General features: G+C 62.1%; 22 protein-coding genes. 12 read left to right on the top strand and 10 right to left on the bottom strand.

The genetic code is table 11. The annotated features are described in order from the left end of the window. Positions 1-29 precede the first annotated feature (29 nt). The 6 genes from P9250_RS07550 to P9250_RS07575 are packed head-to-tail and all read right to left on the bottom strand — an operon-like array spanning position 30 to position 5,281. Positions 30-308, bottom strand: coding sequence for a hypothetical protein (locus P9250_RS07550; protein WP_250469713.1), 279 nt, complete (start codon positions 306-308; stop codon positions 30-32). Further along, the gene (locus P9250_RS07555) at positions 295-1,275 is read right to left on the bottom strand and encodes a Gfo/Idh/MocA family oxidoreductase (RefSeq protein ID WP_310392118.1); all 981 of its coding nucleotides are present in this window, start codon (positions 1,273-1,275) and stop codon (positions 295-297) included. The genes P9250_RS07550 and P9250_RS07555 overlap by 14 nt, the downstream gene beginning before the upstream one ends. Before the next feature lie 18 nt (positions 1,276-1,293). Continuing rightward, entirely contained in the window at positions 1,294-2,145 is an 852-nt protein-coding gene (locus P9250_RS07560; RefSeq protein ID WP_310392120.1) for a sugar phosphate isomerase/epimerase family protein, read from the bottom strand. 37 nt (positions 2,146-2,182) lie between these two features. Beyond that, positions 2,183-3,352: a dihydrodipicolinate synthase family protein gene (locus tag P9250_RS07565; RefSeq protein WP_310392122.1), complete on the bottom strand. Its 1,170-nt coding sequence runs from the start codon at positions 3,350-3,352 to the stop codon at positions 2,183-2,185. Positions 3,353-3,359: 7 nt separating this feature from the next. Then, positions 3,360-4,139 (bottom strand): 3-ketoacyl-ACP reductase, encoded by a 780-nt coding sequence (locus tag P9250_RS07570; RefSeq protein ID WP_310392124.1) that lies wholly within the window; start codon positions 4,137-4,139, stop codon positions 3,360-3,362. After that, positions 4,136-5,281, bottom strand: a complete 1,146-nt coding sequence (locus P9250_RS07575) for an acyl-CoA dehydrogenase family protein (RefSeq protein WP_244830549.1) — start codon at positions 5,279-5,281, stop codon at positions 4,136-4,138. The genes P9250_RS07570 and P9250_RS07575 overlap by 4 nt, the downstream gene beginning before the upstream one ends. Positions 5,282-5,483: 202 nt before the next feature. Here P9250_RS07575 and P9250_RS07580 point away from each other — a divergent pair, with 202 nt between their 5' ends. Next, a complete protein-coding gene (locus tag P9250_RS07580; protein WP_409014824.1) occupies positions 5,484-7,016 on the top strand; it encodes an acyl CoA:acetate/3-ketoacid CoA transferase in 1,533 nt (510 codons plus the stop codon). A gap of 40 nt (positions 7,017-7,056) precedes the next feature. Here the strand turns inward: P9250_RS07580 and P9250_RS07585 are convergent, their stop codons facing one another. Then, on the bottom strand, positions 7,057-7,740 hold the full coding sequence (locus tag P9250_RS07585; RefSeq protein WP_250494666.1) for a TetR/AcrR family transcriptional regulator: 684 nt from the start codon (positions 7,738-7,740) through the stop codon (positions 7,057-7,059). Positions 7,741-7,933: 193 nt separating this feature from the next. On the opposite strand from P9250_RS07585, the gene P9250_RS07590 reads away from it, so the two are divergent. The 10 genes from P9250_RS07590 (at position 7,934) to P9250_RS07635 (ending at position 19,558) form a co-directional block, all read left to right on the top strand. Next, on the top strand, positions 7,934-9,442 hold the full coding sequence (locus tag P9250_RS07590; protein WP_310392129.1) for an aldehyde dehydrogenase family protein: 1,509 nt from the start codon (positions 7,934-7,936) through the stop codon (positions 9,440-9,442). Between the two features lie 84 nt (positions 9,443-9,526). Next, positions 9,527-11,200 carry a GMC family oxidoreductase N-terminal domain-containing protein gene (locus P9250_RS07595; protein WP_310392131.1) on the top strand — a complete coding sequence of 558 codons (1,674 nt, stop codon included), beginning with the start codon at positions 9,527-9,529 and terminating at the stop codon, positions 11,198-11,200. Between the two features lie 81 nt (positions 11,201-11,281). Further along, complete coding sequence (locus tag P9250_RS07600) at positions 11,282-12,361, top strand: sugar ABC transporter substrate-binding protein (RefSeq protein ID WP_250511633.1); 1,080 nt, start codon at positions 11,282-11,284, stop codon at positions 12,359-12,361. A 77-nt stretch (positions 12,362-12,438) separates the two neighbouring features. After that, on the top strand, positions 12,439-13,377 hold the full coding sequence (locus P9250_RS07605; RefSeq protein ID WP_310392134.1) for an ABC transporter permease: 939 nt from the start codon (positions 12,439-12,441) through the stop codon (positions 13,375-13,377). Positions 13,378-13,393: 16 nt separating this feature from the next. Next, the gene (locus tag P9250_RS07610) at positions 13,394-14,893 is read left to right on the top strand and encodes a sugar ABC transporter ATP-binding protein (protein ID WP_244830541.1); all 1,500 of its coding nucleotides are present in this window, start codon (positions 13,394-13,396) and stop codon (positions 14,891-14,893) included. Positions 14,894-14,900: 7 nt separating this feature from the next. After that, positions 14,901-15,860 (top strand): ABC transporter permease, encoded by a 960-nt coding sequence (locus tag P9250_RS07615; protein WP_310392136.1) that lies wholly within the window; start codon positions 14,901-14,903, stop codon positions 15,858-15,860. Positions 15,861-15,890: 30 nt separating this feature from the next. Further along, the gene (locus P9250_RS07620) at positions 15,891-16,640 is read left to right on the top strand and encodes an electron transfer flavoprotein subunit beta/FixA family protein (RefSeq protein WP_250469723.1); all 750 of its coding nucleotides are present in this window, start codon (positions 15,891-15,893) and stop codon (positions 16,638-16,640) included. Beyond that, positions 16,640-17,572 (top strand): FAD-binding protein, encoded by a 933-nt coding sequence (locus P9250_RS07625; protein ID WP_310392138.1) that lies wholly within the window; start codon positions 16,640-16,642, stop codon positions 17,570-17,572. The genes P9250_RS07620 and P9250_RS07625 overlap by 1 nt, the downstream gene beginning before the upstream one ends. A gap of 25 nt (positions 17,573-17,597) precedes the next feature. Then, a complete protein-coding gene (locus P9250_RS07630) occupies positions 17,598-18,605 on the top strand; it encodes a Gfo/Idh/MocA family oxidoreductase (protein WP_310392140.1) in 1,008 nt (335 codons plus the stop codon). Positions 18,606-18,697: 92 nt separating this feature from the next. Continuing rightward, entirely contained in the window at positions 18,698-19,558 is an 861-nt protein-coding gene (locus P9250_RS07635) for an MOSC N-terminal beta barrel domain-containing protein (protein ID WP_310392142.1), read from the top strand. 847 nt (positions 19,559-20,405) lie between these two features. Here the strand turns inward: P9250_RS07635 and P9250_RS07640 are convergent. The 3 genes from P9250_RS07640 to P9250_RS07650 are packed head-to-tail and all read right to left on the bottom strand — an operon-like array spanning position 20,406 to position 21,262. After that, positions 20,406-20,666, bottom strand: coding sequence for a hypothetical protein (locus tag P9250_RS07640; RefSeq protein ID WP_244830528.1), 261 nt, complete (start codon positions 20,664-20,666; stop codon positions 20,406-20,408). 37 nt (positions 20,667-20,703) lie between these two features. After that, positions 20,704-20,964 carry a hypothetical protein gene (locus P9250_RS07645; RefSeq protein ID WP_310392144.1) on the bottom strand — a complete coding sequence of 87 codons (261 nt, stop codon included), beginning with the start codon at positions 20,962-20,964 and terminating at the stop codon, positions 20,704-20,706. A gap of 37 nt (positions 20,965-21,001) precedes the next feature. Then, positions 21,002-21,262, bottom strand: a complete 261-nt coding sequence (locus tag P9250_RS07650; protein WP_244832436.1) for a hypothetical protein — start codon at positions 21,260-21,262, stop codon at positions 21,002-21,004. Positions 21,263-21,759: 497 nt separating this feature from the next. Here P9250_RS07650 and P9250_RS07655 point away from each other — a divergent pair, with 497 nt between their 5' ends. Continuing rightward, a complete protein-coding gene (locus P9250_RS07655; RefSeq protein WP_309847040.1) occupies positions 21,760-22,944 on the top strand; it encodes an acetyl-CoA C-acyltransferase in 1,185 nt (394 codons plus the stop codon). Positions 22,945-23,092: the final 148 nt, after the last annotated feature.

Below are 23,092 nucleotides of genomic sequence, written 5' to 3' on the forward strand. Positions count from 1 at the left end.
CCGGTCGAAAGTAGATGTCGGCGACATCATCACATGAGAGAAAAACTGGAGCTATCCTTGGCAATGCGGATCGCTTCATCGAACGATGCAGCCGTCGCCACGTGCCGATGGTTCACACTCACGAGCCAGCCCTCCGAGGCAAGGCACCAGCGAATCTTTCCGCTGTCCATCAGCGCCGAAAACCAGCGCCACAGGGAAGCGTCGTCCGCATTGGCGCACGCGGCCGCCAGCGCGCGCGTTTCGCGAAGTTGCTGAACGTCGATCATCGACGTCGCTTTCTTGGTCATGGTCGTGCTAGCGGTTGGCATGAGAGAGCACCTCGTCGATCACAAGCTGGTTGCCGAGCGAATTCTCGAGCGTAAATGAAAGCGGTTCGCCCGGCCGAAGCACCGCCGCGCCGAAGTTTTCGACCATCGACTGATACTGATCGACATCGCCGAACTCGATAGTCTCCGCTTTGCCCGTTCCATCCAGACGGATATGAACCTTCGCGTCGCCGTATACGCCGGGGTTGAACGGCGCATCGAGCGAGAGCCAGCCTTTCGATCCATGAAAGATCATATGCTGGCGGCGCGCGAGTTGAGTGCCGCAGTAAAAGTGTAGATCGAAGCCAGAAAACGTGAGGTCGCAGACCGCGAGCTTGTCGGTGCCGTAACGCGGATCGATGGTGATGTCCGCGCCGATCGCAAGCGGCTCGAGACCAGTCGCCATGCGCGTGGTGACGACCGGATAGACGCCGATATCACGCACACCGCCGCCGCCCAATGCGAGATCGTTTTTGAGTGCATGGGGATCGTCGTTGAAATACGTAAAGGAGCCTTCCACGAGCCGCAGTTCGCCAAGTGTCCCGCGCGCGATGCACTCCTGCACAAACGCCCATTGCGGATGGTGCGCCACCATGAACGCCTCGCCACAGACGAGACCCGTCGAATCGCGCAGCGCGATCAACTCCCGAACTTGCGAAGCCGTCATGGCGATGGGCTTTTCGCACAGCACATGCTTGCCGGCGAGAAGCGCTTTTTTGCACCACTCGAAGTGACTCGCCGTTGGCAGCGGAATGTAGATGGCATCGACCTGATCGCTGGCGAGAACTTCGTCGTAACTTGCATATGCGTGTGCGATGTCGTGTCGTGCAGCGAAAGCGGCCGCGCGCTCGCGATCGCGTGCCGCCACGCACACCACGCGGCCATTGGACGACCGCTGAATGGCGGGCACCACGAACTTGTCGGCGATTTTCGCGGCGCCGAGCACGCCCCAACGAACTGTCTCTTGCATGATGATTGTCCTTCGCAGTCAGCACACTGTTTGCAGGCGATCCGCGCAGATGCGCAGCACTTCGTCCGGATCGCGCCGCCACCAGTTTTCTTTCGAGAAAATCTCGACTTCGACGAGTCCGTCATATCCGGCTTGCTCGACGTCACTGCGCACGGCCGCCAGGTCGATGCTGCCATCGCCCATCATGCCGCGATCGAGCAACAGATCGCGTGTCTCGCGCAACCAGTCGCATACATGAAACGCGAGCAGGCGATCGTCTTGTCCGGCCCGCGCGATCGATGCCTGAAGCGCCGGGTCCCACCAACAGTGATAGACATCGACGGCAACGCCGAGAAAGCCGCCATGTCCGGGGTCGACCTGAGCGCAGATATCGAGCGCCTGCGCGAGCGTGTTGAGCACGGCGCGATCCGCCGCGTACATCGGATGAAGCGGTTCGAGCGCGAGCGGCACGCCGCACTCGCGCGCCGTATTCAGCAATTCGGCGATGCCTTCGATCACCTGTGCGCGCACGCCATTCAGATCGCGACTGCCCTCGGGCAAACCACCGACGACCATCACGAAGCAGCGTGCGCCGAGTGTCGCGGCATCGCGCAGGGCTGCCTTGTTCGCTTCGATATTCGCCTTGAATTGCGCGCGATTCGCCGCCGGCAGATATGTCGAACGGCAATAGCCCGTGACGCTCAACCCGAGCGCCCTGATCTGCTGCGCGATGTCGGCGACGTTCGCGTTCTCCACCTCGTGACGCCACGGCGCGATGCCGCCAAATCCCGCTGCGGCGATGCGGTCGATCGTGACGCTCAACGCCTCGCGATGGCCAAGCGTCGCGGTGTTGATCGAGCACAGATCGAGTCTTCCCTGCAGGTTTCTCATGTTGATCTCGTGTGATGTCGAAGACGATCCGCCGCGATTACTCGGCGCAACCGAGCGCTGCCATGACCTTCCGCACTCGGCCGATGGCGTCGTCGGGATTGCGCAGCAGGCCGGCCTGATCGGCAAGACGAAAGACCTCGGCGAGATAGGCGGGCGGACGCATGCCGTGGTGGCCGCCAAGCATGAAGAAGTGGTCCTGAAAGCCGTTCAGATACGCGAGGAATACGACGCCCGTCTTGTAATACTGCGTCGGCGCACGAAAGATATGGCGTGACAGCGGCACGGTCGGCGCGAGCAGCGTGTGGAATGTATGGAGGTCGTCGTTGGCGAGCGCGGCGAGCGCCTGCGAAGCGGCTGGGGCAATCGCATCGAAGATGCCGAGCAGCGCATGCGAGAAGCCTCGTTCATCGCCCGCAATCAGACTTGGATAATTGAAGTCGTCGCCGGTGTACATCTTCACCTTGGGCGGCAACTGACGCCGGAAGGAAATTTCCTTGGCGTCGTCGAGCAGGGAAATCTTGATGCCATCGACATGATCGACGCTGTCGCCGATCACATCGAGGCACACTTGCGCCGCGCGCTCATACGACGATTCGCCCCAGTAGCCGGCGAGTTCCGGATCGAACATCTCGCCGAGCCAGTGCAGAATCACGGGCTCGTTACACATGGCGAGCACTTCGCGATAGACGCGCCGATAGTCGTCGCTCGAGCGCGCGACTCGCGCGAGCGCGCGGCTTGCCATGAGGATGACGCGTCCGCCGACGCGCTGCACGGCTTCGAGTTGCTCGGCGTAGGCGCGAATGACCTGATCGCAGTTGGTGATCGAACCGGGCGAGACGTGATCGGTGCCGCAGCCCGATGCGATCGACGCGCCGGGAATATCGCGCGTGCCTTCCATGGTACGCGTGATGAGTTCGAGGGCGCTGTTCCACGTCAGACCCATGCCGCGTTGCGCGGTGTCCATTGCTTCGGCAATGCCGAGACCTTGCTTGATGAGATAGCGCCGATAGTCGAGCGTGCGTTCCCAGTCGATGGCGGGTGGCGCGTTCAGTTCACCCGCGCGCAGCGGATCGGCCACGACATGCGCCGCCGAATACGCGATGCGATTGAACGGCCGCGCGGGCGTACGCACATCGAGCGGTGTGCCTTGCAGACGGTAGCTTTCTATCGTGCCGAGCGAGGTCGGCAGCTTGAGCGTTGAGTTCATATGCGGTTCAGTATTTGTTGACGAGTAAGCCGCCATCGACACGGATGGCCTGTCCGACGCTGTATGGCAAGCCGCCGGTCGCGAGCGAGCGCACGGCCGTCGCCACTTCCCGCGGCGTGCCCCAGCGTTTTATGGCGGTGAGCCCTTGCTCCATTTGCGCGTCGTAGCGCGCGCGGGAAGGCGCTGTCATCTCGGTCTCGATCAGGCCGGGCTGCACTTCGTAGACGGCGATTCCGTGTTCGGCCAGGCGCAGCGAAAACAGCGTCGTGGCCATAGACGATCCCGCCTTCGACACGCAATATTCGCCGCGCAAGGGCGACGCCGCGACCGCATTCGACGAGGTGATCGTGATGACGCTCGGATGCGCCGCCATCCTCTTGCGTATGCGAGACAGAAAGTGCCGCGCAAAAGCCTGCGTGAGAAAGAACGTGCCGCGTGTGTTGATGGCCATGCACCGGTCGAAGCTCTCGGGCGTTACATCGAGCAGATCGCCGCGCGACATGACCGACACGCCCGCGTTGTTCACGAGGCAATCTATAGGAGCGTCGAGCCGCGTTTCGATATCGTTCAGCGTGGCGTGATGCGAGGCGATATCCGCTAGATCGGATACGACGGCAATGGCACGCGCGCCGGTTTCTTCGACATCGGCGACGGCTCGATCGAGTTCGTCGGAAGCCACGGCGTCGGTCAGCGCGATATCGAAGCCCGCGCGGCCCAGTTCGACGGAAATCGCATGGCCGATGCCGCGCCGGCTGCCCGTGACGAGCGCAACGGGACGCGCGCTCATAACGATGCTCCGTTCGCGATCAGATCGCGCGCAATGATCGTGCGCTGAATCTGGTTCGTGCCTTCGTAGATCTGCGTGATCTTCGCGTCGCGATAAAGCCGCTCCACTTCGTAGCCGCGAATGTAGCCGCTGCCGCCGAATATCTGCACGGCGTTGGCGCTGTGCTTGACGGCCGTGTCGCCCGCGAAGCACTTGGCCATCGAGCAGGCGATGCTCGCGCGCTCGCCGGATTCGAGGCGCGCGGCGGCATCGTGCACGAGCAGGCGCGCGGCCTGAATGTCCTTCGCCATGTCGGCGAGCATCCACTGAATGCCCTGGAATTCGGCGATATGCGTGCCGAACTGCTTGCGTGTCTGCGCGTATTCGAGCGCCGCTTCGAGACCCGCCTGCGCAATGCCGACCGCGAGCGCGGCGATGCCCACGCGGCCCTTGTCGAGCGCGCTCATCATCATGTGAAAGCCGCGTCCTTCTTGTCCGAGGAGCGCGTCTTCGGCAAGCTTCACGCGGTCGAAATGAAGCTCGCCCACCTGCGATGCGCGCTGTCCCATCTTGTGTTCCTTCGGCCCCTTCGATACGCCCGCCAAGTGGCAATCGACGATAAAGATGCTCATGCCGCGCTTGCCCGCAGCCGGGTCGGTACGCGCGAGCACGAAGGCGAGGTCGGCGACGGGCGCGTTATGAATCCACAGTTTCGCGCCGCTGAGTTCCCAGCCGTCGGCGGTGCGCGTGGCCGTGGTGCGGATGCCGGAAACGTCCGTTCCCGCGTCGGATTCGGTAATGCAGTAGGCCGGACGCAACTCGGCGCGCAGCAAAGACTCCAGGTACTTCGCACGTTGCGCGTCGCTGCCATGCGCGCTCAACAACGTGCCGACGAGTTCGAGCAGGCCGCATTGATCCGCCACCGACGCATAGCCGCGCGACAACTCTTCCATCACGAGCGCGTAAGCCGTGACATCCATTCCCGCGCCGCCGAACTGCTCCGGCACGGTGATGCCGAAGAGTCCCAGTTCGCCCATCTGCTTGTAGATCTCCGCTGGAAAACGCTCTTCGCGATCCAGTTCCTCGGCCAGCGGCCGGATGACTTCCTGCGCAAACCGCCGCGTCGTGTCGCGAATTTGCTCGTGCGTTTCCGAGAGTCTCATGTTGTCTCCATGCCTATCGTCAGATCAGATATTTGCGGCAGGACTTGCGTTGAAGGTTTACCCGCAGCCAGTCGAAATACCGCTTGAATTCAGAGGTTTCGTGTGCCAACATTCGCAGCAAGTAACCATCTGGTGGGTTATTTAAGACCAACGAATGGCCGCTGTCAATGGCTTTTGCGGCTGCTTCCCAAAGGAGCTTTCAGTGAACAAGTGGACGGATGCTGCCGCTGCGGTCGGGCAGATTTTCGATGGCGCGACCATCGCACTCGCGGGTTCCGGCGGCGGGCTGCTCGAAGCCGACGCCGTGCTTGCCCAACTCGAAAAGCGCTTTCTCGAGACGGGACATCCGCGCGATCTGACCATCGTCCACGCGCTCGGCATCGGTGACGCAAAGGGCAGCGGCCTCGGCCGATTTGCGCATGAGGGCATGGTCAAACGCGTGATCGGCGGACACTGGAGCTGGGCGCCCGCCATGCAGAAGCTCGCTCGCGACAACGCCTTCGAGGCCTACAGCTTTCCCGCCGGCGCCATCAGCACGTTGCTGCGCGAGATTGGCGCGGGGCGGCCCGGACTCGTCACGCATGTGGGACTGCGCACCTTCGTCGATCCGCGTATCGATGGCGGGAAGATCAACGAGCGCGCAAGCGAAGACCTCGTCGAGCTGATCGAACTCGATGGCCGCGAATTCCTGCGCTACAAGCCGTTCAAGGTGGACTTCGCCATCGTGCGCGGTTCATCGGCGGATGAGAGCGGCAATGTCACGCTGCGCCGCGAACCGGCCGACCTCGATGTCTACGCCGCCGCGCTCGCCGCGCATAACAGCGACGGCCGCGTGATCGTGCAGGTGAAGGAGCGCGCCCCGGAAGGCTACGTGCCGGCGCGGCTCGTGCGCATTCCGGGCATTCTCGTCGACACGCTCGTGGAGACACCGGAGCAAGTGCAATGCGTGGTGTCGGACTACGACGCGGCCTTGAGCGGTGAAGCGCTGTGTACCATCGGCGAAGGCTTCTACGAAGTGCCGACGGGCATTCGCCGCATCATCGCGGCACGCGCGGCGCTCGAACTGCACGAAGGACAATCGGCCAACTTCGGCTTCGGCATTCCGGGCGGCATTCCCGCGCTGCTCGCGGAGCAAGGGCGTCTCGGCACGTTTTGGGGATCGGTCGAGCAGGGCATTCACAACGGCGCGATGCTCGACGGCCCCATGTTCGGCACCGCGCGCAATGCGCACGCCATTCTGTCGAGTGTCGATCAATTCGATTTCTACAGCGGCGGCGGCGTCGATGTCTCCTTTCTCGGCATGGGCGAAATGGATGGCGCAGGCAACATCAACGTGTCGAAGCTCGGGTCGACGGTCGTCGGACCGGGTGGCTTCATCGACATCACGCAAGGCGCACGCAAGATCGTGTTTTGCGGGAGTTTCGAGGCGAAAGGGCTGGATGTCGAGCAGGCGGGAACGCGCTTGAAGATCGTGTCGCCGGGCAGCGTGCCGAAGCTCGTCGAACGCGTGCAGCACATCACGTTCAGCGGCGAGCAGGCATTGCGCAGCGCGCAGGAAGTGCTTTACGTGACCGAGCGGGCGGTGTTCCGGCTGGAAGCCGAAGGCGTGCGGCTGATCGAGGTTGCGGACGGCGTGGATATAGAGCGCGACGTGCTGGCGCGCATGGCGTTTCGTCCGCTCCTCGATGCAGCGTTGCTCGCGCGTATGTCGGCGGCGCAAGAGAAGGTGGCGTGACATGGCAACGCCGCTGCCCAAGATGCTCGCCGTGCCGTTTTCAGGGCCGCACGAGCCTCAGGATGGTGTCGATATTGAAGTCGAGACGGCTCTTGAGTGCAGCCTTGTCCATGAAGTCGATGTCGAAGATCACGCCGCTCGTAAAGCGATTCGTGAGGTAGTAATAGCCGATGGCAGCCATGGTGATATGCAGTTGCCGCGCATCGACGCCACTACGAAACACGCCCGCCTCGACGCCGCGATCGAGGATACGTTGCAGCATCGAAATGAAGCCCTGATGCAATTCCTTGAAGCGCTGCGACTTCTTGACGTGCCGCGCGCGATGCAGGTTCTCGCTGTTCACGAGCGTCATGAACTCGGGGTTCTTCAGGTAGTAGTTCCAGGTATGCGTGGTGAGCGCGACGATGGCTTCCTCGGGCGAGAGATGGTCGAGGTCGAGCTTGAGTTCGGCGGAGCGGATGTCGGCATACACGTCTTCGAGCACCGCGACGAACAACTCCTCCTTGCTGCCGAAGTAGTGATAGATCATCCGCTTGTTGGCCTTGGCGCGCGTGGCGATGGCTTCCACTCGTGCGCCCGCCATGCCGAGCTTGGCGAACTCTTTTTTCGCGGCATCGAGAATCCGGGCCTTCGTTACTTCGGGGTCCCGCTGTCTGGGTTGACGGGTGGCGACGGCTTCGGCGGACTTGGATGCGCTTCTCGGCGTAGCGGGGGTGAGGGTCATGTGCGTGGTCGAAGGATGAGCGGTCGGGATGCCGGAAGGCACTCGGTATGTCAGCGACTATAAACCAAAAATCGGCTTGTACGGAAGTAACCGGATGGTGCAGAATGGGTTCCGTTGACGTGAGGCAGTGACCTTGTTCTCACGCTTGCAGCGAATGCCGGGCGCACCGCGGAAATGTTGAATGGAGACGGATATGAGTGATTTGAGCGAACTCGCAGCCTCGCTGCATCTTCCCGACGAGCCGCTGCGCACGCCGATGTACATCGACGGAAAAAGTCATGCGGGCTCATCCGCCGAATGGGTGACGCGCAAGAGTCCGGGGCACGGCGTGGGCGTCACCGCGACGCTGCGTGCGTCATCCGGCGATCTCGATACAGCGGTTGCCGCTGCCCGCCGCGCTTTCGACGATGGCCGCTGGTCGCGCTTATCCGGCGAGCAACGCGCAACGGTCCTCTTGAAAGCCGCGCGCCTGATTCGCGACAACGTCGAGACGCTGGCGTATCTCGAAACGCTCGAAAGCGGTAAGCCTGTAGGCCAGTCGCGCGGCGAAGTCACGGCGGCCGCGGGCATCTGGGAATATGCGGCGGGCCTTGCACGCGTGGTCCATGGCGACTCGCACGACACGCTCGGGGCCGACATGTTCGGGCTGGTCATGCGTCAGCCGGTGGGAGTCGTCGGCATCGTCACGCCGTGGAATTTTCCGTTCTTCATTCTTTCGGAGCGTCTGCCCTTCGCGCTGGCTGCGGGATGCACGGTGATCGTCAAGCCGTCCGAACTGACATCGACCACGACGCTCAAGCTCGCCGCGTTGCTCACCGAAGCGGGTCTGCCGGACGGCGTGGTCAACGTCGTGACCGGTCTCGGTCCGGTGGTCGGGCAGGCGCTTGCCGAACACATGGACGTCGACATGATCTCGTTCACCGGTTCGACGCAAGTGGGCCGTTCGGTGCTCGCGGCGGCGGGCGGCAACATGAAGAAGGTCGGGCTTGAGCTCGGCGGCAAGAATCCGCAGATCGTGTTCGCCGATGCCGATCTCGACGACGCCGCCGACGCCATCGCCTTCGGCATCGCGTTCAACGCAGGACAGTGCTGCGTGTCGGGCAGCCGGCTCGTGGTGCATCGCTCGGTCGAAGCGGAGCTCGTCGAACGTATCGGCGCGGTGCTTGCCAAGGTGCGCATGGGCGATCCGCTCGACGCGTCGAATCATGTCGGTGCAATCGTCGAGGCGCGGCAGTTCGACAAGATTCGCGGTTTTATCGATGCAGGCACGCACGACGGCGCGCAACTCGTTTGCGGCGGTAACGCCAGCAGCGATGGCGAGCGCTTCTTCATCCAGCCGACGGTGTTTCGCAACGTACAGCCGGGCAGTTCGCTCGCGCAGGACGAAATCTTCGGGCCGGTTCTTTCGGTGACGCCGTTCGACGGTTTCGAGGAGGCTATCCAACTCGCGAACGGCGTGCCGTACGGTCTCGCGGCGAGCATCTGGACGCGCGACCTGCAAGGCGCGTTCAAGAGTCTGCGCGATGTGCAAGCCGGACGCATCTGGGTCAATTGCACGATCACCGGCGGACCGGAAATGCCCATCGGCGGATTCAAGCAGTCGGGTATCGGCCGCGAGACGGGACGCTACGGCGTCGAGGAATACACGGAGATCAAGTCCGTGCATGTGCAGCTTGGCAATCGGCCGCGCTGGATCGCATAGCGCGAGTGGTTCACGAGAGCGGCCTTCGAGAGCCGCGCGGACGGCCACGCGCGACTCGTGGCGAACAAAGAATCGGAGACAGCAATGTATGACTTTGTGATCGTTGGCGGAGGCGCGGCGGGTTGTGCGCTCGCGGCGCGTCTGAGCGAAGACGCGAGCAGCCGTGTGCTGCTGCTCGAAGCCGGTCCCGCCGATACCGACCCGTACATCCATATGCCGGTCGGCTTCTTCAAGATGACGAGCGGCCCGCTGACCTGGGGCTATCGCACGATCGCGGCGGCGGAAACGCAACGGCGGCAGATTCCGTTCGCGCAAGGCCGCGTGCTCGGCGGCGGCGGTTCCATCAACGCGATGGTCTACACGCGCGGCCAACCCGCCGACTACGACGCATGGGAACGCGAAGGCTGCACGGGCTGGGGTTTTCGCGATGGCGTCCTGCCTTACCTTCGGCGCATGGAAGACAACGAGCGCTTGTGCAACGAATATCACGGCGTGGGCGGGCCGCTCGGCGTGTCCGATCTCATCAGCGTCAACGAACTGACCAAGGCCTTCGTGCTGGCGGGTCAGGAAGCGGGCCTCCCGTATAACAGCGACTTCAACGGCGCGCAGCAGGAAGGCGTCGGCGTGTATCAGGTCACGCAGCGCGGCGGCAGGCGTTGCAGCGCTGCGGTCGGCTATCTGCAACAGGCGCGCTCGCGCGGCAACCTCACCGTGAAGACGAACTGTCTCGTGTCGCGCATCGTGATCGAAAACGGTCGCGCGGTGGGCGTCGAATATGCCGATCAAAACGCGCGCTCGAATGTGATCGTGGCGCGCGCCGAGCGCGAGGTGATCGTGACGGCGGGTGCAATCGGTTCGCCCAAGATCCTGATGCTCTCGGGCATCGGCCGCGCGGCGGATCTCGAACGCGTCGGCATCGAGCCGCTGCATGCACTCGACGGCGTCGGCGCCAATCTGCAGGATCACTTCGACATCGACATCGTCTATGAGCTGAACGGTCCGTACAGTCTCGACAAGTATGCGAAGAAGCACATGATGCTGCTCGCCGGTCTCGAATACAAAATCTTCAACAAGGGACCCGTGACATCGAATATCGCGGAAGGCGGCGCCTTCTGGTATTCGGCCAGCGACGTGCCGACGCCCGACCTGCAGTTCCATTTTCTGCCGGGCGCGGGCGTGGAAGCGGGCGTGCCGCCGGTGCCGTCCGGTTCGGGCTGCACGCTGAACTCGTATTTCCTGCGTCCGAGGAGCCGTGGAAACGTCACGCTTCACAGCGCCGATCCCGCCGATGCACCGGTCATCGATCCTGCCTACATTCGCGACCCCCACGATCTCAAGGTGGCCGTGGAGGGCATTCGCCAAAGCCGCGAAATCATGAGTCAGAACGCGCTCGCCAAGTACATCAAGAGCGAGCACTTTCCGGGCGGCTCGGTACGCACGCAGGCCCAATACGAGGCATACGCGAAGCAATACGGACGCACGGGCTATCACCCGGTCGGCACCTGCAAGATGGGTATCGACGAAATGTCCGTGGTCGATCCGCAGTTGCGCGTGCATGGCATCGAAGGGCTGCGCGTGGCGGATTCATCGGTGATGCCGCGTATCGTCAGTTCGAACACGAACGCGCCGACGCTGATGATCGCGGAGAAAGCCTCGGACCTGATTCGCGGACTCGTTGCGGCGAAGGCGCCCGCGACGGGCCAACTGGCGGCGCACGCGGGCCGCTCGCTGCACGACGCCACCGTGAGCGTGGCGTAGGCGCCTGAAGGGTTCGGCAGCATCGGATTCTTCGAGCCATAAATAACTATCCGTCTATTTATTACATTCGTGGGAGACATCATGTCTGAACAACATCAACGCACGGCTTTCTCGCGCCGGGACTTCATGAGGCTGGGCGCCGGAGCCGCATTCGCGGTGGCGGGCGGCGGCTTTTCGAGCCTGTCGCTCGGCGCGGACAAGACGACGCTCGCCTGTTCGTTCCGCTCGCTCACCAATCCCTATCACGCGGCATTCAACAAGGGCGCGCAGGGCTTTGCCGCGAGCGCCGGCCTGCCTTATGTACCGCTGACGACCGAAGGCAGCTCCGAGAAAGGCATTGCCGACATTCGCGCGCTCCTGCAACGTACCAACGGCAACCTCGTCCTCAACGTCGATCCCAACGACTCCGCCGATGCCCGCGTGATCGTCGAAGCCTGCTCGAAGGCGGGCGCGTTCGTGACGACGATCTGGAACAAGCCGAAGGACTTGCATCCGTGGGACAACAACCCGAACTACGTGGCGCATCTTTCTTACGATGGCGTCGCGTACGGCGAGGAAGCGGCGACGCAACTTTTCAAGGCGATGGGCGGCAAGGGCGGCGTCGTCGCGCTCGGCGGCATCTTCAGCAATGTGCCGGCAATCGAGCGCAAGGCCGGTCTCGAAGCGGCGCTAAAGAAGTTCCCCGACATCCAGTTGCTCGACTTCCAGGTGGCCGACTGGAACTCGCAAAAGGCGTTTCCGATCATGCAGGCGTGGATGACGCGCTTCAACTCGAAGATCAAGGGCGTATGGGCCGCGAACGACGACATGGCGCTCGGCGCCATCGAAGCGTTGCGCGCCGAAGGGCTCGCGGGCCAGATGCCGGTGACGGGCATGGACGGCACGCCGCCCGGACTCGCCGCGATCAAGGCGGGCGAACTGATCGCGTCGGTGGACTGGGACCCTTACTGGCTCGGCGGCATCGGCTTGTCGATGGGCTTGCAGGCGAAGGACAAGAAGATCGACGTGGCCGCCTTGCCGAAGGACCGGCGAGAATCGTATTGCAAGGCCACGTTCGTGACGAAGGCGAACGTGCAGGAAGTCATCAAGCGGGCGGCCGCGCCTGGCGGTGACTGGAACAACCTCTATGCCCGCGTGTCGGGTCCGGTGGTGTATCGATGAACAAGTTGACCGTGGCGCCCACCCGGCAGGCCGTCCGCATAACAACAACCGGGACTCCATTGGTATCGAAGCAGGCTTTGCTGCGACGATTCGCACCCGTTCTGGTGCTGGTGGCGCTCGGTCTTTGCATCGGCGCGCTGAACCACGATTTCTTCGATCCGATGAACCTGTCGCGAATCGCGGTGGGCGCGGCGATTCCGTTGACCATCGCCTTGGGCGCCGCGTTCGTGATTCAGCTCGGCAGCATCGACCTGTCGGCGGAAGGCATCGTCGCGGTCGCGGCGATTGCCGTGTCGATGCTGGTCGAGAACTCGTACAACGATAACCACTACGGGCTGTGGGTGCTCGCCGTGGCGATCGCGGCGGGCGCGCTGCTCGGCCTCGCCAATGGCGTGCTGCACGTGTTCCTGCGCATCCCTTCGTTCATCACGACGCTTGCCGTCGGCTTCGTGGCGACGGGAATCGGCACTGCGTGGCTGTCGGGAAACACCATCCGCGTGAGCGACCCGATGCTGCGCGCCATCTCCATCACGCGTTATTTCGGCTTGCCTTTGTCGGTGTGGATCGCGATGCTGGTGCTGGGAATCGCGTGGTTCGTCTACAAGCACACGCTGCTCGGCCGGCATACGCTTGCCATCGGCGGAGGCGAGGACCTCGCGCGTCTGAGCGGCGTGCGGGTATCGCGCGTGCGCATTGCGGTCTTCGCGCTGGCCGGTGCGTTCTATGGCGTCGCGGGCATTCTGGCCGTCGCGCAATACGGTCAGGGCCACGCGCGTATCGCCGATGGTCAGTTGTTCGTGGCGATCACCGCAATCGTGGTCGGCGGCACGTCGCTCGCGGGCGGCAACGGCAGCCCGATGAACACGCTCGTCGGCACGCTCATCGTCATCGTGCTCGGCAATGGCATGGTGCTGCTCGGCGTTCCGCCTTACGTGCAGCAGGGCATTCAAGGCGTGCTGATCATCGCGGCGGTAACGCTCGCGCTGAATCGTTCGCGCCGGCGCATCGTCAAATGAGCGTGAGGAGATGAACATGCTGTCACTCAAGAATGTCACCAAGCGCTTTCCGGGCGTACTTGCGCTCGACGATGTGTCCATCGACGTGCGGCCCAACGAGATCGTCGGTCTGATCGGCGAGAACGGCGCGGGCAAGTCCACGTTGATGAAGCTCCTGACCGGCGCGTATCGTCAGGATGCGGGCGAGATCACGCTGAACGGCAAGCCGCTCGTGATTCGCAATCCGCGCGATGCGACCTCCAAGGGCATCGCCATGGTGTATCAGGAGCAGTCGATCCTGCCGAACCTGACGGTCGCGGAGAACCTGTTTCTCGGGCGCGAAGAACAGTTCGTGACCTTCGGCCGCATCAACTGGTCGAAGCTCAAGCGCGCGGCGCAGAAGGAACTGGCGACCGTGCGTCTGAATATCGATCCATTGACGCTCTGCGAAGACATGTCCTTCGGTCAGCGGCAGATGGTGGAACTCGCGCGCGCCTTGTCGCTGGCGAGTCGCACGGGCGGCACGCCGATCATCTTGCTCGATGAGCCGACCTCCGTGCTCGAAGCAGGCGAGATCGAGATTCTCTTCGGCCTCGTGCGCGAACTGAAGTCGCGCGCCTCGTTCGTGTTCGTCTCGCATAGGCTCGACGAGCTGTTGTCACTTTCCGATCGCGTGTATGTCATGAAAGACGGCAAGGTCGTGTCCGAGATGGCGTCGGGAACGGCGTCGGTGACGAAGCTGCATGAACTGATGGTGGGCCGTACGCTGCATGGCGAGTATTACCGCGAGAATCTGCAGAAGCCTTGCCGCGACGATGTAGCGCTTTCGGTGCGTCACGCGTCGCTCGGACATGTGCTCGATGACGTGTCCTTCGATGTCCGCTGCGGCGAAGTCTTCGGAGTCGCGGGCGTGGTCGGCTCGGGGCGCGAGGAACTGTGCCGCGTCATCGCGGGACTCGAAAAGCTCGATCGCGGCGAAGTGCTGGTGGGCAGCACGCATCTGAAGCCGCATGCGAATCATGCCGTTGCATTGGGCATTGGCTACGTGCCGCGCGAGCGCAAGGTCGAAGGTCTCGTCACGCAAATGAGCGTCGCGCAAAACCTGACCTTGCCGCGTCTCAATGCGGTGAGCCGTGGCGGCATCGTGAAGAAGGCGCGCGAGCGTGCGTTTGCCAACGAATGGATCGAACGTCTGCACATCAAGACGCCCGGCGCCGATGCGTCGTGCCGCAATCTCTCTGGCGGCAATCAGCAGAAAGTGGTGCTCGCGAAATGGCGCTTCGCGGGCAGCCGAATCCTCGTGCTCGATCATCCGACACGCGGTCTCGATGTCGGGGCGAAGGAAGAGGTTTATCAGCTGATCCGCGAACTGACGGCGGACGGCGTGGCGGTGGTGCTGACCGGCGACACGCTCGAAGAGATCCTCGGCCTCAGTCACCGCGTGATGGTGATGCGCGACGGCCGCGCCGAAAAAATCCTGCCGTGCGAAGTCGGGCGCAAGCCTTCGCAGGTCGAAATCGTCGAACACATGGTCTGAGGTCGATATGCCACAACTGAACGCTTCCCTCGCGGCGAAGCTGCGCGACAACGCGCCGTTTCTCGCACTCGTCGTGCTCTACGTGTTGATCGAGATTGCACAGCCGAGCTTTCTCGCACCATCGACACAACTCGGTTTGCTTGCCGATAGCTCGACGCTTTTCATCATGGCGGCCGGCACGACATTCGTGGTTTTGCTCGGCAGCATCGACCTTTCGTTGCAGGCGGTGGCGTCGTTGTCGAGCGTGATCGTCGCGATGCTGCTGCCGCGTTACGGCGCGATGGCGGCGGTGATCGCGCTTGCGGCTTCGTTCGGCATCGGGCTTTTGAGCGGCGTCATTCAGACTGTGCTGCGCATTCCCTCGTTCATCGCGACGCTCGCGGTCGGCGGCATTGCATCGGCGGCGGCGTTGACGTTGTCGGGTACGCGTTCCATCGGCATCAGCGACGAGATGCGCAATGCATCGCTTGGATGGACCACGGGTACTTCGTTCGGCGTGCCGCATGAAATCCTGCTTGGCGTGGCCGTGTTTTTGTTCTGCCTGTTCCTGCATCGCTCGACGGTGTTCGGCCGTCGCACCGATGCCATCGGCGCGGGCGAACCCGCCGCCATTGCCTCGGGCGTGCGCGTGTCGGTCACGAAGTGCCTCGTGTTCGGCACCTCGTCGTTCTTCGCGGGACTGGCGGGCGTCGTGATGGCAGGGCGTCTTGGAAGCGGTTCGCCCACGCTTGCCGATCAATTCCTTTTGCCGGCCATCGCCGCCGTGATCGTCGGCGGCACGGCGCTGACGGGCGGCGCGGGCGGCATTGGACGGACGCTCGTCGGTGCACTGCTGGTGTCGGTGGCGCGCGTGGGCATGACCTTCGTCGGCATCAGCGTATTCGCGCAGCAGATCGTGTTCGGTCTGATCCTGATCGTTGCCGTCACCGTGGCTTTCGATCGGTCGAAGGTGTTGATCATCAAGTGAGACTTGCATTCGTTGAAGGACGGTTAGCTCATGAAAATCCTCGTGGCAGTGAAGAGAGTGGTGGATTACAACGTGAAGGTGCGCGTCAAGTCCGACGGCAGCGGCGTCGAACTCGCCAACGTGAAGATGTCGATGAATCCCTTCGACGAGATCGCGATGGAAGAAGCCGTGCGCCTGCGCGAAGCAGGTGTGGCGACGGAAGTCGTCGCGGTATCGTGCGGCGTCGCGCAGTGCCAGGAGACTTTGCGTACCGCGCTGGCGATTGGCGCGGATCGCGGCATTCTCGTCGAGTCCGGCGATGAACTGCAACCGCTCGCCGTGGCGAAGATACTGAAGGCGCTCATCGACAGGGAACAGCCGCAGCTCGTGATTCTGGGCAAGCAGGCTATCGACGACGATTGCAATCAGACCGGCCAGATGCTCGCCGCGCTGGCTGCGTTGCCGCAAGCGACGTTCGCATCGAAGGTGGTGGTGACGGACGGCAAGGCGACGGTATCGCGCGAGATCGACGGCGGCGCCGAAACGTTGACGTTGAAGCTGCCTGCGGTGGTGACGGCCGACTTGCGCCTGAACGAGCCGCGCTATGTCACGCTGCCCAATATCATGAAGGCAAAGAAAAAGCCTTTGGAGACTTTGAAGCCCGCTGATCTTGACGTTGACGTGACGCCGCGACTGAAGACGCTGAAAGTCGCGGAACCGCCGAAGCGTTCGGCGGGCGTGGTGGTGCCGGACGTGAAGACGCTGGTCGAGAAGTTGAAAAACGAAGCGAAGGTGATCTGATGACGATTCTGGTGATGGCGGAACACGACAACGCGTCCATCAAGGCCGCGACGTTGAACACGGTAGCGGCGGCGGCGAAAATCGGCGGCGCTATTCATGTGCTGGTTGCTGGTGCGAACGCGCAAGGCGCGGCCGATGCGGCAGCGAAGATCGCGGGCGTAGCTAAAGTGCTGCTTGCGGATGCGCCTCAACTCGCCGAAGGTCTGGCTGAGAATGTCGAGGGCACGGTACTGAATATCGCGAAGGACTATTCGCACATCCTCGCGCCCGCGACGGCCTATGGCAAGAACATCGCGCCGCGTATCGCGGCGCATCTGGATGTCGCGCAGATCAGCGACATTACCGCCGTCGACAGTGCCGATACCTTCGAGCGTTCAATCTATGCGGGCAACGCTATCGCGACGGTGCAATCGAGCGATCCGATCAAGGTCATCACGGTGCGTGCAACGGGCTTCGATCCGGTGGCGGCAGAAGGCGGCAGTGCATCGGTCGAGAAGATCGAAGCGGCAGCCGACGCTGGCATCTCGTCATTCGTCAGCCGCGAAGTCACGAAGCTGGATCGGCCGGAACTGACTTCGGCTTCGATCATCGTGTCGGGTGGACGCGGCCTCGGCAATGGCGAGAACTACACGACGGTGCTCGAACCGCTCGCTGATAAACTCGGTGCTGCGCTGGGCGCGTCGCGCGCGGCGGTGGATGCCGGGTATGTGCCGAACGACTATCAAGTGGGTCAGACGGGCAAGATCGTCGCGCCGCGGTTGTACGTGGCGGTCGGCATCTCGGGCGCCATTCAGCATCTGGCCGGCATGAAGGACAGCAAGTTCATCGTCGCCATCAACAAGGACCCGGAAGCGCCTATTTTCAGCGTCGCGGATTATGGTCTGGCTCAGGATCTTTTCGAAGCCGTTCCGGAGCTGACGACGATCGTGTGACACATCAACGCCCAAGGAAGGCTCGATGCGCAAAATTCGAATCGCGATGGTCGGCGCTGGATTGGCTGCAACGCCTCACGCGCTCGCATTGAATGAATTGCGTGAGGAAGTGGAGGTCGTGGCGGTCGTCGGCCGTTCGCCTGAACGAGTAGAACGGTTCGCCAGCGCGCATGGCTTTCCTGTCGGCGCGTCTGTCGATGCGATATTGAACGACGCGACCATCGACGCCATGCTCGTCCTCACCCCACCGAATACGCATCTCGAACTGGTCGAACAGGCCGCCGCAATGCGCAAGCACGTGATGCTGGAGAAACCGCTCGATGTGTCGATGTCGCGCGCCACGCGCATCGTCGATATCTGCCGTACAGCGGGATGCAAACTCGGCGTGGTGTTTCAAAATCGCTTTCGTCCCGCCGTGCAGCGGCTGGCGGAAGTGAAGGCGAGTGGCGCGCTTGGTTCGATTGCATGCGCGGGACTCGATCTGCGCTGGTGGCGGCCGCAATCCTATTACGACGAACCGGGCCGTGGCACTTATGCGCGCGATGGCGGTGGCGTGTTGTTGACGCAGGCAATTCATTCGCTCGACATTCTTCTGTGGCTGGCGGGCGATGTGTCCTCGGTCGCGGCGGCTACCGCGACCACCGCGTTGCACACGATGGAGTCCGAGGACTTTGCAAGCGCTTCGCTCACGTTCGCGAGCGGCGCCGTGGGTCATCTTCTTGCAACCACGGCGGCGTTTCCGGGCTTTCCGGAGCGTATCGAGTTAATCGGCGATAAAGGCACGGCAACGCTCGAAGGCGGGCACTTGCGCGTGTTTTTCCGCGATGGAAGCATCGACGAGTTCCGCGATCCTTCGTCGTCGGGCTTCGGTGCGAAGCCGATGGACTTCTCGCACGCCGCGCATCGTGCGTTGTTGAAGGACTTTTTCGATGCCGTGCGGGATGATCGCGCGCCGAGCGTCAGCGGCGATGATGCGCTTCGTGTGCAGCGGTTGATCGAGCGCGTCACGGCGGATGCGGGGAGACGGTTGTAAAGCGTATGAGCGCACCGCTTGCCGGAACAATATGAGCACGGGACAATGGCGCTTTTCCAGAACAGCGGTTCGCGCCATCGAACATCCCGATCATGCCTACCATCAGCGCGCTATTCGTCTATCCAGTCAAGTCATGCGGCGCAATCGCACTCGATTGCGTGCAGCTCGCCGTTCACGGATTTCCGTGGGATCGCCACTGGATGGTCATCGACGAAAACGGGCGCTTCGTCTCGCAACGCGAATTCCCGGCGATGGCGCGCATCATTCCAACGCTCACGGCAGATGCGCTCGTGCTGAATTCCCCCGATGCTGCCGAACCGCTCGAAGTGCCGCTTGCGCACGAGAAAGACCCGGCGCGCGTCGCCGTGAATGTCTGGCGCGATCACTTCGAGGCGTTCGACGAAGGCGTGAGCGCCGCGCGCTGGTTCTCCGCACGCCTCGGCGTTCCCGTGCGGCTCGTGCGCTTTGCGGACGACGTCACGCGCCTCGCGAGCAAGACGTGGACGCGCGATGCCGACGCACCCACGCAATTCGCCGATGGCTTTCCGCTGCTCGTCACCAACCACGCCTCGCTCGACGATCTCAACGCGCGTCTCGAAGCAAAGGGCGCGCCGCGCGTGCCAATGAATCGCTTCAGGCCCAATGTCGTCTTGAGCGGCCTCGACGCCTTCGAGGAAGACTACATCGATACGATCTCGGTCGATGGCATCGTGTTGCGCATGGTGAAGCCGTGCGCGCGCTGTCCGATCACGACGGTCGATCAGACGCACGGCGTGCGCGACGCGCAATGGCCCAACGAACCGCTCGACGTGATGATGGGCTGGCGCGCTAATGCTCGTGTAGATGGCGGCCTCACGTTCGGGCAGAACGCGATTGCTCTTGACGGCGCGGGCCGTGAGTTGCGCGTGGGCGCGAGCGTCGACTATGAACTGAGTTTCTCCGACGACTTTTGAGGCGCGTCCCTCTTCCTCTTCAGCGCGGCATTGCGCGTGCTGGTTTTTGGCGGCGCGAAGGTGCGCGATGCATCGAGCAATGCTAGGGCCGTTTCCGCGCTCGCACTTGAGCGGCCTCTGAGTGAACTCGTTGTCCTGCGCTTGTCGTCGAGCAGCTACACCTAAAGTGATGCATGCGTCGCAATCGTCGAACACGCTGCTTCGCGCGTGTCGTCAGAACGCGGTGGCCGTTGCATTGTCGCAGCGCGAGCCACCGTCGATCGACCCACGAATGTCCCGCTGAACCCGTCTTCCGGGCGACGTGCATGGTTTGTCCGACGACGCGCTGACTGGCTGCGCCAGTTGCGGATTTGCGTTCATCTGCGAATTGCCGACGACACTCGAAAGGTACATGGCCGAGTCTTGTGGCGAAGCCGAATTTTCTGCGCGTGCCGTACAGGTCAGACAGGTCGTGAGTGCAGCCAGCAGGATGGAAAGTCGCATGACGGACCTCGAAGATGAACGTTGAGCGGCGTGACGTGTATTCCTGGCTTCTGCCGCGATTCAGCCAGATTGGTGCATTGCACAACGTCAGGTTTCTCTGGCCAAAAAGCGTTGTCAACCGGATAAATTTGCTGGCGGATTATCTTCGACGCGGTAGACGATTTATTGCGCGTGGTTTTTCGAGGGAGCGTGTCGTACCGCCGCTCTGAATGGACGAAAAAAAGCCCGCTAACAAGCGGGCTAAAACACTTCACCCAGAGGGCCGCAAGGAGATACGGTCCTCTCGTTGAGGCTCGGACGTTATCGGCAAGAATCAACGAGAGAAGAAGGCACGTGGTCCTTCCCTCTCTGAGCCTGCGAGCCCTTAGGCCTTCATACCGACGAACATGCTGCCGAGCGCATCGACCGACTTGGTGATGCTCTTGACGTCCACGTTCGTGTGTTGCGAGGCATCGACCTGCGTGACCGGTGCGACATTGATTTGCGGGCTCGCGAAAGACACGCCGCCTGCCTGATAGTTCGAGTTGACGCCGGTGTTCGAGAAGATCGAGAAGCCGCCCGCGATGGAGCCCATTGCAGCGCGATCGAGTTCTTTCTCAGCAGCAAGGTTCTTGATAGTCAGCATGATAAATCCCCTAAGAAATGTGTTTGGATGGTGAGAATTAAAGTGCCAAACCGCCGAGCAGGCTGCCCACAGCGGTGATCGACTTGTTGACGGTCTTGAAATCGACGTTGGTGGTGGTCGATGCATCGACTTGCGAAACAGGTGCAATGTTCGCTTGCGGCGAAGCGAACGACACGCCGCCAGCTTGCACGTTGCTGTTGATACCGGCGTTCGAGAAGAGCGAATTACCGCCCGTGATGGCGCTCATTTCAGCGCGGTCGAGTTCCTTGGAAGCAACGAGGTTCTTGATGGTCAGCATGATAAATCTCCTAAACAATGTGATTGGATAGTGTGAATTAAAGCGCCATGCCGCCGAGCAGGCTGCCCACGGCGGTAATCGACTTGTTGACGGTCTTGAGATCGACGTTGGTGGTGGTCGATGCATCGACTTGCGTTACAGGTGCGATGTTCGCTTGGGGCGAAGCGAAGGACAGACCGCCTGCTTGAACGTTGCTGTTGATACCGGCGTTCGAGAAGAACGAGCTACCGCCCGTGATGGCGCCCATCTCAGCACGGCCGAGTTCTTTGGAAGCGGCGAGGTCTTTGATCGTCAGCATGGTGAATCTCCTAAGTGGTTGGTTGGTCGAGCGTTGATTTGTTGCGCTCGCAGCTACATATGCGAGAGGCATGCCAACGACGCAAATAAATTTGGTTTGGCTGTCTAAATGATTGATTTAAAATAATAAAAGTTGAATTGGTCGCACGCTTCGATCAGGTTGAGAAAGATCAGTAGAAACATTTGTGTTTTGATGGAGCCGACATAAATTTCGAAAATGACTGTCCTGAACAGACACAGTGGAAGGTCCTCTTGGTCCGCAAGACAGAGACGTGAAAAAAATCTAGTCCCAGCCAAGTCTCACGAGTCCTTGGCTACCGCCGTCCACACTTCGAATATCGAAACAACTCAACTTTGCTAACGCGCAGAGTGCTATTTGGAGTCATCCCGGCCCTGATCGAGTCGTCCCGCCGTCGAACGCTTAACCACCCATCGTCTCTGCAAGCTTCTCAAATCCATGGAAAAATGTGCATATGCACTAACCATGGAGAGAATGTCATGTTCAAAGACGAAATCGTTCTATGCGCGCCGGTGCGCACGCCAATCGGAGCCTTTGGCGGCAGCTTGAAAGAAGTGGCGGCAACGGAGCTGGGCGCCACCGCTATCCGCGAGAGCGTGCGTCGCGCGGGTCTGGCGCCGCGAAAGGTCGATGCAGTCATCATGGGTAACGTCATCCAGGCAGGCAGCGGCATGAATCCCGCGCGCCAGGCGTCGATCAACGGCGGCATTCCGGTGGCATCGCCTGCTGTCACGGTGAATCGGGTATGCGGGTCAGGCGCGCAGGCAATTGCATCGGCGGCTCAGGAAATAGCACTCGATATCTCGAACGTGGTTATCGCCGGTGGCATGGAGAACATGGATCGCGCGCCGTATCTGCTGCCTGCGGCGCGATGGGGTCAACGCATGGGCGCGGCACAGGTCATCGACAGCATGTTGCGCGATGGACTCGACGACGCGTTCTCGGGCCAGCACTCCGGCTGGCACACGGAAGACCTCGTCAGCAAGTACGGCATCGGCCGCGAGGCGCAGGACCGCTGGGCAGAACGTTCGCAACGGCGCTTCAGCGATGCGCGAGATGCAGGTCACTTCGCAAACGAGCTCGTGACCGTCAACGTTCATGGCAAAAAAGGCGTGTCCCCATTCGATACAGACGAGCAACCGCGTCCCGATACCAACCTCGAAACGCTTGCTCGGCTCAAGCCCGCATTTCGCAAGGACGGCACCATCACCGCAGGCAATGCGCCGGGCCTGAATAGCGGCGCATCGGCGATGATTGTCACGCGTCGTGCCACGGCTGAATCGTTAGATGTAGTCGCTTCGGCGCGGCTCGTTGCTTTCGCGGTATCGGCGGTCGAGCCGGGGCTGTTTGGCATCGCACCGGCCCCGGCCGTGACAAAGGTACTGGAGCGCGCGGGCTGGAAGCTGGGCGACGTGGAGCGCTTCGAGATCAACGAGGCTTTCGCTGCAGTGCCGCTCGCCGTCATAGCTGAACTCGGGATTCCCGAGGACATCGTGAACGTGGATGGCGGCGCTATCGCGCATGGTCATGCCATCGGCGCCACGGGCGCGGTGCTCACCACGCGTCTAATCCACTCGATGCGTCGCGATGGCGTGCGGCGAGGCATCGTGACGCTTTGCATCGGCGGAGGGCAGGGCATCGCGCTCGCGCTCGAAAGTGTTTAAGGCATAGCGCAAAAAGTCCGGCAGGAATGCCGGGCCGAAATCCGTCGAGCAGCATGGCATTTTTGACGAGACGCGCGGGCTGTGCGTTACAGCATGCGATTCCCGCCGTCATACGCGTGACGAAGGCATCGCGTTCGGGCGATGTCGT

This window comes from Caballeronia sp. LP006, from assembly GCF_031450995.1.
Classification (GTDB): domain Bacteria; phylum Pseudomonadota; class Gammaproteobacteria; order Burkholderiales; family Burkholderiaceae; genus Caballeronia.